Annotated in this window: 11 protein-coding genes; 9 read left to right on the top strand and 2 right to left on the bottom strand. The window is 42.7% G+C overall.

Annotated features, from left to right (window positions below):
* The first annotated feature begins 10 nt into the window (after positions 1-10).
* Positions 11-1,015, top strand: coding sequence for a PorP/SprF family type IX secretion system membrane protein (locus BN8908_RS10325; protein WP_021987446.1), 1,005 nt, complete (start codon positions 11-13; stop codon positions 1,013-1,015).
* 286 nt (positions 1,016-1,301) lie between these two features.
* Here BN8908_RS10325 and BN8908_RS10320 read toward each other — a convergent pair whose 3' ends face one another.
* Positions 1,302-2,066, bottom strand: a complete 765-nt coding sequence (locus BN8908_RS10320) for a YaaA family protein (RefSeq protein WP_021987447.1) — start codon at positions 2,064-2,066, stop codon at positions 1,302-1,304.
* A 312-nt stretch (positions 2,067-2,378) separates the two neighbouring features.
* Here BN8908_RS10320 and BN8908_RS10315 point away from each other — a divergent pair, with 312 nt between their 5' ends.
* From BN8908_RS10315 to BN8908_RS10285, 7 genes are all read left to right on the top strand, one after another.
* Entirely contained in the window at positions 2,379-3,368 is a 990-nt protein-coding gene (locus BN8908_RS10315) for a FimB/Mfa2 family fimbrial subunit (RefSeq protein ID WP_068690441.1), read from the top strand.
* 14 nt (positions 3,369-3,382) lie between these two features.
* Positions 3,383-4,213 (top strand): hypothetical protein, encoded by an 831-nt coding sequence (locus BN8908_RS10310; RefSeq protein WP_021987449.1) that lies wholly within the window; start codon positions 3,383-3,385, stop codon positions 4,211-4,213.
* A 23-nt stretch (positions 4,214-4,236) separates the two neighbouring features.
* Complete coding sequence (locus BN8908_RS10305) at positions 4,237-5,166, top strand: hypothetical protein (RefSeq protein WP_068690436.1); 930 nt, start codon at positions 4,237-4,239, stop codon at positions 5,164-5,166.
* Entirely contained in the window at positions 5,163-6,077 is a 915-nt protein-coding gene (locus BN8908_RS10300; RefSeq protein ID WP_148453276.1) for a FimB/Mfa2 family fimbrial subunit, read from the top strand. Before BN8908_RS10305 ends, BN8908_RS10300 begins: the two co-directional genes overlap by 4 nt.
* A 5-nt stretch (positions 6,078-6,082) precedes the next feature.
* Positions 6,083-6,409 carry a thioredoxin family protein gene (locus BN8908_RS10295; RefSeq protein ID WP_227461758.1) on the top strand — a complete coding sequence of 109 codons (327 nt, stop codon included), beginning with the start codon at positions 6,083-6,085 and terminating at the stop codon, positions 6,407-6,409.
* A gap of 259 nt (positions 6,410-6,668) precedes the next feature.
* Positions 6,669-7,352 (top strand): response regulator transcription factor, encoded by a 684-nt coding sequence (locus tag BN8908_RS10290; RefSeq protein ID WP_068690429.1) that lies wholly within the window; start codon positions 6,669-6,671, stop codon positions 7,350-7,352.
* Between the two features lie 9 nt (positions 7,353-7,361).
* Complete coding sequence (locus BN8908_RS10285) at positions 7,362-8,633, top strand: sensor histidine kinase (protein WP_068690427.1); 1,272 nt, start codon at positions 7,362-7,364, stop codon at positions 8,631-8,633.
* Here the strand turns inward: BN8908_RS10285 and BN8908_RS10280 are convergent.
* Positions 8,617-10,509: an AAA domain-containing protein gene (locus BN8908_RS10280; protein WP_068690420.1), complete on the bottom strand. Its 1,893-nt coding sequence runs from the start codon at positions 10,507-10,509 to the stop codon at positions 8,617-8,619. The two genes, BN8908_RS10285 and BN8908_RS10280, sit on opposite strands and share 17 nt — an antisense overlap.
* A gap of 296 nt (positions 10,510-10,805) precedes the next feature.
* On the opposite strand from BN8908_RS10280, the gene BN8908_RS10275 reads away from it, so the two are divergent.
* Complete coding sequence (locus BN8908_RS10275) at positions 10,806-11,462, top strand: HAD family hydrolase (protein ID WP_068690418.1); 657 nt, start codon at positions 10,806-10,808, stop codon at positions 11,460-11,462.
* The last annotated feature ends 87 nt before the right edge of the window (positions 11,463-11,549 follow it).

Here is an 11,549-nt window from a genome sequence, read left to right as displayed (position 1 = left end):
TATGGATATTATGTGGAGATTGTTGTGTATATTATTGTTTATCGGGGGAGGTAGGCTTTGTGCCCAGGATTTGCAGTATTCGCAGTTTTTTGCGAATCAGCTTGATCTGAATCCTGCTTTTGCCGGTTCGCAACAATACCATCGTATTATTATGAATTACCGGAATCAGTGGCCGGAGATGGGAAATCCGTATGTAACTTATTCTTTTTCGTTTGATACTCATTTATACAAATGGAATAGTGGGGTAGGCGTAAGAATAGAACAGGACCGTCAGGGTGCCGGAGCATTGAAAACATTGACCGTAAGCGGGATGTATTCTTATTTGGTGAAGATTCGTCCGGAAGATGCCGGTTTGCGGTTTGCGGTAGGAGCTTCGATGATACAGAATTCCCTGGACATGTCGAAATTGGAATTTCCTGATATGATCGATCCGATTTACGGTTCGATTTATCCGCATAATCCTGCCGATGACCCGCAGAAATATAAAAAAGTTACCTGTGATTTCAGTGCGGGAGTACTCGGTTTTTTCGGACCTTATCATTTTGGTGCTTCGGTACAGCATATCGGAGAGCCTTCTCTGGCTTTTGGAAGTGATGCCCATTTACCGATGAAATATACAGTACATGCCGGGATGGAGATCGGGGTGAGAAGCGGGAAAATGTTCGGTTTGCATTGGCCGGTGAAGTTGACAATAAATCCTCTTTTGATGTATCAGAAACAAAGTGTTCACCAACAAATGAACTACGGGGCTTATTGTACGTATGGAGATTTTATAGCGGGGGCCTGGTATCGTCAGAATTTCGATCGTCCGTTGAGCGCCATGCTTTTTATGGTTGGCTATGATACGAAATATTTCCGGGTCGCTTATAGTTTCGATTGGACGATATCTAAACTGGAAACCGTAGGTAACGGGGCGCATGAAGTGTCGTTTATGTTTCTTTTCTGGAATAGCACCAAGAAAAAGTACAAGGCTATTCCTTGTCCTTCCTTCTATGGAAAGAACGGATTTTCGTAAAGCATAGAAAAATGTAGCCTGCAAGTTTGAAAGATCCGCATAAAATTACACGCTGGGACGGACTCATTTGTGTAATTTTGATTTTTGATTCTTTTGCAGTAGCAATGGTTATTTTGCTTTATTTTGTTTAAAACAGATTTTTTTGCTTCAACAGAACGTTTTCCCGGAAAAGGGTTAATTCCAATTGTATATCCGATATCGGAAATCGGAAATAAATTTGTAGAATCGGCGAAATCTGCGGGGCTCATTAAAAACAATTCTATTGTCTTTCCGAATTTGCATTTTATTAAGATTTTACGAAGATGTAATTCGTATTATCGGAAAGTTTTGCATTAAATCGGAAAGCATCCCATTCGAATTGCTTGATTTTTTCCGGTTCTTCGATTCGGTTTAACAGGATGTAACGGGTCATTTCACCCCGGGCCATTTTAGCGTAAGTACGGATGGTTTCATATTTCCCATTCCGAAATTCTTTAAATTCCGGCGTAATGACCCTGACTTTCTCGTTCAGCATTTTCATATCCAAGGCTCCGAGAACATCCAGGCTGGCCAGGTTAATTAAAATATTCCCGCTTTTTTGTGTCGCTTCAATTAAGGGGGTGGTGAGTTTGGGCAACCAGTATTCGTATAAATCTTTTTCTTCTATTCCTTTCAGTTTTATTTTGAAAGCAATGCGATAGGCTTTGATTAAGTCGAGTGGTTTGACGAGACCGTATAGGGTTGAGATGATGCGCAGGTGGTCTTGTGCATACCGGAAATCTTTATCGGTAAATGTAGACGGATTGATGTGTTGGAAAACATTTCCCGTATAGGCCAGTAAAGCCGGTTTTGCCGGTGTCGTATTCAAGCCGAAATCCCTGTATCTTTCATAATTGATATCTGTAAGCTTATTACTGATCTGAAGTAGAATTTGTAGTTGGTCACGGGAATATTCCTGCATTTTGGATGCGATAAATTCTGCATCGCTCTGAAATTGCGGTTTCGTTCCGGCAGGGGCATTGGCTACCGGATTCATATCCATTGACTTGGCAGGTGAAAGAATAATTAGCATGGTTCCAATCGGTTTATCGTGAAACAAAGATATAACTTCTTCGGGTTTTACGGAATTTTTGCATTTTTGATTTACAATTTACGGTTTATAATCAATCCGATCGTTTCCCTTTCTCAACTTTGTTTTCGAAGTTCTATTTAAAATCTGTAATCCGGCTGGTTTTATAATTTTCCGGTATTGTGTAACTAACTGTCCGTTATTAGGGTATAAATAGCACACGGGGATATTGTGCCTGAATGTTATAATGGATTATAAATCACGGGTGCAGGAACCGGGAAAAGTTTGTGATACATTGATTTAAAATTAAATATTATGAGACGTTTTTATGGAGTGATATTTATTTTAGGTGTCGTTTTACTGGCGGCATGTAATGATGACAATAGCGACCAATCGGGAAAACCGGGTGAAGGTCCCGGGAGAATAGAATTATCGGTTACCGGACGGGTTGGAACTGTAACGGGGGAAAAATTGATTAATTATGTCAAATCTCTGGATTTGTTTTTGTTCCGGGAGAATACGAACGGTATTTATTTGTTGACGGAAACCGCTTCGCTGGATAAAGAGCAATTGGATGCATTAACCAATAGCACTACCGGAAGTAATGCCGGATTTACAGAACCGAAGGATGTCGATTTCGATAATCTGCCTATCGGTAATTACATGATTGTAGGGCTTGGAAATATGCTCGATTCGACGGGTATGGAGTTAGAGAATGCGAATCTGACCGGAGCTGTTATCGGGAATACGATGGACCAGGTAATTGCTTCGGTCGTATCGGGTAATACCGCACCACGTCTGTTTTTCGGACAGACGGAACGGATCGTATTGGGAAGTGCTATGCCGGTAACGCCGCAATTGACACTTTTCCGGAAAGTAGCTATGTTTTACCTGACGCTGGAAAATGTACCTTCTGCGGTGAAGCGTATCGATGTCGGAATTCAAAATACATACGGAGCATTCGATATGACCGGAGATTTTCTGAGTAACCGGATTATTTCAGTTGTTTCGTCGAACGAGTATATGTTTACGGAGGATCAGCCGCAGTTGCCGATAGGAGTGATCGCTTTGCCTACGGTTGCAGGACAACAGTCTGCTTTTACATTGACTTTTTATCTCGATAACGGACAGGTAATTGATATTCCCTTGCAGAATGAATATACGTTGAAGAGTAATACGATTACGAAATTGACAGCGACCATCGATGCTAATCAGTCGGGAGGGGTATGGAAAGTAGATTTGACGCTTTCAATTTCAGCCGATGTCGAGTGGAATGTAGATCAGGAACCCGGAATAATCATCTAATTATAGCCCTATAAATGAGAAAATTGTTAATCGGCTTGGGTGTCCTTTGTTTCGGATGTTCGGATAATACCGGAGAAATCGGCAATTTACCGGACCCGGATCCTTTTACCCGTTTGACGTTGACATCTGATGTTACAATAGACAGTTCGCAAGTGTTGTTTTTTCGTCAATTGGCAGAAGGAGATTCCCTGGTATGTCAGATAGGGATAGAAGGACCGAAAGCGGATCCGGACGAACATATTTTCAGTGTACCTGCAGGATATTATCAATTGGTGACAATCGGGAACGGAGAACCGGAACATATCCGGTTTATGGGGGGACAACGCACGAAAGACAGTACTTTGATTGAGTATACCGGAGGGGTGCAGCCGCCTGATTTGTATTACGGGTCGGGTTATGTAAAAGCCGGAGAACAGAAAAGAATCGGTTCTGCCTTTCTGATTCTTACTTGTCGGATTGCATTGACAATACAGCAGGTGCCGCAGGAAGTAAAACGAATCCGGGCGGTTTTGGAAAATACGGCGGAGGGCGTGTACTTAAATCTGGTTATCCGGAAAAAGCCTGCTATACCGCCAATTTTTACAGAATTGACAGAGTTGCAGCCCGGAACGAGTCCGACGATTCATTTTAAATCGTTTCCGTCTGTCTCGTCAACGGACAGTTCTTTTCTGAATGTGAGTTGTTTTGATGCGGCAGATAATCTACTGTATCAGGGAAAATCGGTTTCTTTTCGTTTGGTGGGTTCGGAGGATATTCAGGTCAGTTGTCGTTTTCAATCGGTAGGGCGTACGGATGTGAAGCCGGTAAAGAAAAATAGCATTGTTTCCGATTTCCTTTTGCAATGAGATAAGATTTAAATCTGAAGAATATGAGGTATATACTCTTTTTTTTGACAGGAATATTACTGGCGGCTTGTTCCGATGATACCTCTTCTTTGCCGGCAAACCGAAAAATGATAAGGTTGAGCATGTCGACCCGGGGAATTTATGATTTTGCGACCTATATCAGAGATCTGCAAATATTTGCTTTCAAACAGGATATGAAAGGGGAATATGTCTTTTACGATAAATTGGCAGATTTGAATGAGCAGGAAATCCGGGAATTGGAGGAGGGAAAATCTCCGGGAACGACTTATACCGAATCAAAGTTATTGGATACGGAATTAGAGATCGGAAAGTACCGTTTTTATTTTGTAGGAAATGCACGGGCTGAGAGTGGGGGTATATTACAGGAGGGTATCACACGTCCTTCTGACGTCTGGTTGAATTATCCGGAGACCGGATTGTCTCTGCCTTATTTTCTGGGGCAGACGGAGACGGCGGTCGGAGAGGTTATCGAGACTGTAGCGGTCGAATTGCACCATGTTGTCAGCCGTTTGTTTATAAAGATTGACGGTGTCCCCCTGGAAATCGATACGATCCGTATGTCGGTGAAAAATATCGACCGTCGCATTACGCTGGAAGGTGAGTATTCAGAACCGGGGGATGCTCCGGCAGAGGTTTTTATTGTGAAAAATGAAAAACCTCACCAGCAGGTTACTGCTCTGTTCGATTTATATATTTTTCCATCTGCCGGAGAAACATCTGAAATTGAACTGGTGTTTCATGCCCGGAACGGGGAGGAAAGAACAAAGTTAGTGCCGGTAGAATTATTACCGGACCGGTATGTAAATTTGTTTGCAACCGTAAACAGTAGTTACGGGGCATTGTTGAGTTTTGAATTTACCTGCGTTTATTTTTTCGCTTTCGATTGGCAGAATATCGTATGGCCGGATTTTCCTTTAATACCGCAAAAATGATGAAGATTACCGGATATTGGATCATAGGGTGTATCCTTTTTGGGGGTATAGCTTGTACGGACGAAAAGGAATGTTCCCGGGAGGTGGCAGGAGCAGAGGGGCGTTTTAAAATGCAGGACGTAGCTTATGCTTTCGAGGGGGATGAGGCTGCGGATTACAAGCCTTATTATAATTTTACCGATCGGCTGGAATTATTGGCATTCCGGGAAAACCATATAGATACTTCTTTTGTTTATGATTATAATTACTGTCGTGAACATCCGGTTATTTCGGAATTTTTGAGACCGGGGAGCTATTATTTTTTATTTGCCGGGAATTTATTGGATCACAAATTAATGAACTGGCAGTTTATGGATTCCGGGATATTACAAGCCGTTTTCCGGATTGAGGATCATTTGGAGCCTCCGGTTTATCTGATAGATATTCTTCGGGGAAATCTTTGGGGTGTGGTTGATTTGCCTGTACAATTGCAGATGATTGTTTCCCGTTTGGAAATCAAAGTTATTAATCCGCCGGAATGGGTTACCGGCTTGGAGTTTTCTGTGCAACAAATTGCCCGGGAAATTCGTATTCGTAGAAATAATTATATGCAATTAGACGGGTTGGAAAGTGAACTTTCAGATACGACATCCGTATATAAAACAACCGATTTGAAATATATCGGTCCCGGTGATTATTGGGTCGGCGTAAACACCTTCCCGACTTATAAAGATCATCCGGCTGTCGTTGATGTGAAATTGAAAGGTGCTGAGAAAGTAAGTCAATTCGTCATTAATGATAACCGTTTGCTTTTTCGTCCGGGGCAGATCGTACGTATGAGTATTCTTTTTGAGACGGAGAGTACTATCCGGGTATCAGTAGAAATAAAAGAGAAATGGGAAATAATAGACGAAGGGAGAGTTGAAATTTGAGAAGGATGATTGTTAACAGAGAGGTAGAAATGGTCAGGTTAAATGGAATCCTAAAGGGGAAAAAACCGGTTTTAGTTCAATTCTATGCGAATTGGTGTCCTCATTGTCAACGAATGCGACCGATTTTGGATGCTTTGGAAAAAGAAAACAGTGAACACCTGATCGTAGAAAGGTATGATATCGATGCCCCGCAGAATGCGAGGTTGTTGGAATATTACCGAATACAATCTGTACCGACATTCCTGTTATTTTATGACGGGGATCAGGTATGGCGGCAAAGTGGCGAAATGCCTTCGGAACAATTGGAAGAAGTGGTCCGGAAATATGAATGAGTTTTTGATTGACGATTTACGATTCTGTCTCTCGATCCGAACAGTTAGTTTTGCTTTGTCCGGTTTAAAACAGATGTATTCTGACTCCGGCAAAACATCCTTGAATAAACACAGTTTATTCCGATCGTAAATTAAAAATGAATCGGCGGGAGCAATCCTGAATCGTCAATCAGTCGATTCTTTTTTAAGCGGGGTTAAAATCGGAAGATTCCAGAATCTTTCCTAAATATTTGCTTAGATTTGCAAAAATAGGAAAGATATGAAAGTGCTTGTTATTGAAGATGAAGATAGTTTGCGGGGAACAATTGTGCGTTCCCTGGAGAAGGAACGGTTTATTGCGGAGTGGGCGGCAGATTACCGGACAGCTATGGAAAAGCTGAATGATTATGATTACGACTGTGTGTTGTTGGATATTATGCTACCGGATGGAAACGGTCTGGCTTTGTTGGAAGAGTTGAAAAAAATGCGTAAGAAAGAAAGCGTTATCATTATTTCAGCCAAGGATTCGATTGAAGATAAAGTGACCGGATTGGATCTGGGGGCGGACGATTATCTGGCTAAACCTTTCCATCTGGCGGAACTGCATGCCCGGGTGAAATCTGTTATCCGGCGTAAGCAAAATGACGGTGATGTGTCTATTGTATTGGAAAATTTGCATGTTTTTCCCGACCGGCATATTGTTTTTGTCAATGATGCTGAATTGGTGCTGAATAGAAAAGAATTTGATCTGCTTTATTATTTTGTGACGAATCCGGATCGTTTGATTCATAAGGAAGCTTTAGCCGAGGCTGTCTGGGGGGATTGTATAGATCAAGCGGATAGTTTTGATTTTATTTATTCTCAGGTAAAGAACCTGAGAAAGAAGATGAAAACAGCGGGAGCTTTGCCGGAAATAAAAGCCGTTTACGGTTTCGGATATAAAATGAATACAAAAGGGGACTGATTTTTAAGTATGAAACTGATTCACTATACAATAGGACGTTTGGCAATTGTCGTTTTAATAATTATGGCTTTCTGGTCGGTATTTTTCTATTTTCAGATTGTAGACGAGGTGTACGACGAGACGGACGATAGCCTGAAAAATTATAAAAAGATCGTTATCAAACAGATGTTGCGGGATGCAGACATACCGCGCAGTCATACGGATATTCTTACCCGTTATTATATTACGGAGATTCCTGCTGACGTGGGTAAACATTATCGGGAGCATTTTGAGACGACGGAGGCTTTTAATGAGTATGAAATGGACGATGAGCCTGTACGATTGTTGAGAACTGCTTTTAAGACGGAAAACGGACAGTATTACGAGTTGACGATCATGACCTCCATTATAGAGGAAGATGATATGCTGGAATCGATTTTATGGTCGATTGTTTATTTGTATGTTGCGGTGGTCATCTGTATTTTATTTGTTTCCCATTGGATGTTCCGGAAAAGTTTCCGGCCATTTTATGCTTTGATGGGGTGGCTGGATAATTTTACGGTGGGTAAACCCAATGCACCTTTGGTAAACGAAACCCGGGTAACGGAATTCAGGCGTTTGAATAAGGCAATCGCAGAGATGGCCGGGCGGAATGAGACCGTATTTCATGAGCAGAAGCGATTTATTGAAAATGCTTCCCATGAATTGCAGACACCTTTGGCCATTTGCCGGAATAAACTGGAGTTATTGGCAGAGAGTCCGGCTTGTACGGAAGAGTTGCTGAATGAAATCGGAGATATACATCAAACTCTCGACCGGATTATTCGTTTGAATAAATCTTTGTTGTTGTTGTCCCGTATTGAAAATCGTCAGTATACGGAGGTTAAAAATGTGGTATTTAATACAATATTGCATGGAGCGGCAGATGATTTTAAAGATATTTATGCTTACCGGAATATCCGGATCGAAATAAAGGAGGAAGGCGTGTTTAGCTGTCAGATGAATGAAATGCTGTCTGTTGTTTTAATGACGAATTTACTTAAAAATGCGATTGTCCATAGTCCGGATTGCGGGGCTGTGAATATCGGAATTACGGTTGATGAGGTCCGGTTTGCTAATGATGCTGTTGACGGACCTCTCGACGATAAAAAGGTGTTTCAGCGTTTTTATCATGCAGGAGGTAAAAAGGAATCGACAGGCTTAGGCTTGGCCATCGTTAAGTCGATAACGGATATGTATGGTTTACGGATAGATTATCGTTATGACGGGCGTCATCATTTTTGTATCAGAAGGAATAGGTAGTGATGTATTCGAAAAGAGAACGGTAGAACGGGTGTCGGGTGAGTGTCGTGGAATTTCCCAGAATAATGAGTTTCATGCGGGCACGGGTTATGGCAACGTTCATGCGGCGCAAATCATTTAAAAAACCGATGTTTCCTGCTTCATTTGCCCTTACAAGACTGACAAAAATGACATCGCGTTCCTGTCCTTGAAAGCCATCTACGGAGTTTACTGTAATCAGAGACCGGAAAGGCTTGAAAAAACGGTCGGCTTTGAGGAGTCTTCGGATATAGTATACCTGTGCTTTGTATGGAGAAATTAATCCGAAATCGATTCGTTCTTCCAGAATACGGCTCATCCCGATTTTTTCAATATATGTCCGGAGGTGTTCGATCAGTAATGCAGCCTCATTTTTATTCATGCGGCTCATGCTGTCTCCCGCAGTTTCTTCCGCTGCTTCCGGTTCGGCGGTATCTATCCATACCAATGGCGAATCATACTCGAGAATGCTTCGGTGCTTTACTTCCGGTGCAGCTTCCAGACGATTGTGATAAAACCAACGGGAAGGAAAAGCCATTATGGCTTCATGCATACGGTATTGGGTTTGTAAGAGGGTTACGGCCGATGGCTGACGTCGGACCACTTTTTGCATTAATGTCTGTTCGAGCCCGCCTCGTGCCGCTTCGGGGCATTTTACCGTCGGTGGTAACTGACAGTGGTCGCCGGCAAAAATGACCCGTTCGGTTTTGCTTATTGCAATCCAACAGGCTGCTTCCAGGGCTTGTGATGCTTCGTCGATAAAGAGGGTGCTGAAACGTTTATTTGCCAGTAAACGGTTGGCAGCTCCGACCAGAGTACAGGCAATTACTCTGGCTTCGGCAAATAAATCGCGGTCGATTCCGATTTCCAGCTCGGTAGCCCGGTGACGTAGCTGGAGCAAACGGTCGTATTGTATTTTGCGATGTTGTCCTTCTGCTTTATGTATTATGCCGATGGCTTCCCGGATCATCTTTCTGATTTTCCATAATTCGGGGTAATCGGGATGTGCTTCGAAACGACGTTCGTAGCTGAAAGAAAGCATTTTGTCATTGACCCGCGTCGGATTTCCGATCCGAAGAACAGGAATTCCGCGGTCTGTCAGTTTTTCGGCAATCCAGTCGACGGCTGTATTACTTTGGGCGCAGACCAGAACTTGATTTTCTTTGTGTAATGTTTCATATACAGCTTCGACGAGCGTAGTGGTTTTCCCCGTTCCGGGAGGACCGTGAACGATACCGGTGTCTTTGGTATAAAGAATCCGGTTGACGGCTTCTTCTTGTTTCCGGTTGAGCCAGGGAAAGCGCATCGGCGGTATATTCCGGAAAGAGGCCGTTTGTTTGCCCAATATGATTTCGCGAAGCTCTGCCAAACGGTTGTCTTTAGCCTGCATCACTTCGTTCAGGGCTGCAAACATGGTTTTGTATGTCGTTTCGTCGAAATAAAGTTGTATGCCTAAATCCGTGCATTGCTGCAATGTTGTGGCCACTGAGGTATTGGGTAAAACCACGACCATGCGGTTGCCGTCTACATAGCTGATTGTACCGTTGAAACTGAAGTAGCGTTGGTTTCCCGCTGCATCCGGCGTAAAAAAACAAACCGGACGCCCGTATTCGAAGTTATGTTCCGTGTCATCATCACTCTCTTTTGTAATTTCGATGACCGGCAGGTTCAATGAATTGTAATAGTTGCGTCCGGCTCCGACCGGATACCAGCAGAAACCCTGCCGTATCTTATGTAAAATCCCTCCCGTTCTGGATTTTTGGAGGTAGCTTTCTTTTTCATAAGCGTATTCCTGTTCCAATAGACGGTATTGCTGTTGTAATTCAGCCAGGGAGGAAGGGAGGGTACGGTTGTTCATCGGTTGTTTATGTATCGGCAAAATTACAGACTTTCAGTTGAAATGAAAAAGATTAAAGAGAAAAAAGGAACAACCGGTGGATTTGTATTTTTATTCTGAATAAAATCGTTTTGTTTATTTCGGTTTTTACGGTTCCGGACCGGATTTGTCGACCGGAGCAGGAGAAGACGTGTTACCTGAATCCGGAATTGAGCAATACGCTTTGGCAGATTAAAACTTTTCCGGTCGCTTGCGGAACAAATTGCAGCAATAAATCGTTACTTTTGTCAATCGGGTTCTTTTGATTTTAAATGGTAATGAAAATGAAATTAGTAATATTTGATTTGGACGGGACATTATTGAATTCTCTGGAGGATTTGGCAGTCAGTGCCAATTATGCTTTGCGGAAATTCGGTTATCAGGAACATGTAACGGAGGACTATCGTTATATGGTGGGAAACGGTATTACGAAATTAATAGAGCGGGCATTGCCTGAAGATGCACGTACGGAAAACGAAATTATGCATGTCCGGGCCGAGTTCGTTGCCTATTATTCCGGACATATGATGGATAAAACCAAACCCTATCCGGGAATTCCGGAGTTGTTGAAAGAACTTAAGCACCGTGGATTGATGCTGGCAGTGGCATCGAATAAATATCAGGATGCTACGCGGGAATTAATCCGTACTTATTTCGGAGAGGGAATTTTTCAGGTCGTATTGGGACAACGCGAAGGAGTTCCCGCTAAGCCGGACCCGGCTATCGTAAATGAAATATTGGGAACGACAGGGGCCGGCCAAGACGATACACTTTATGTCGGAGATTCCTGTGTAGATATGCAAACGGCAATCCATAGCGGAGTCACTCCTATTGGAGTCTCCTGGGGCTTTCGTCCTTGCAAGGAACTGATGGATAACGGTGCCGTTCATATTGTGAACCGGCCGGAGGATATACTGAAGTATATAGGGGAATAAATTGTCCGTTTCGGATTCGCATTTTTTATAGATTCCGCTGATTTTACAGATTTATAGGGTTTTGGCTATTCTGTTTCAATGGATTAT

The sequence above is a fragment of the Culturomica massiliensis genome, from assembly GCF_900091655.1.
GTDB lineage: Bacteria > Bacteroidota > Bacteroidia > Bacteroidales > Marinifilaceae > Culturomica > Culturomica massiliensis.
Note: the sequence above shows the minus strand (reverse complement) of the source record. Positions and strands in the feature narration are given on the sequence as shown.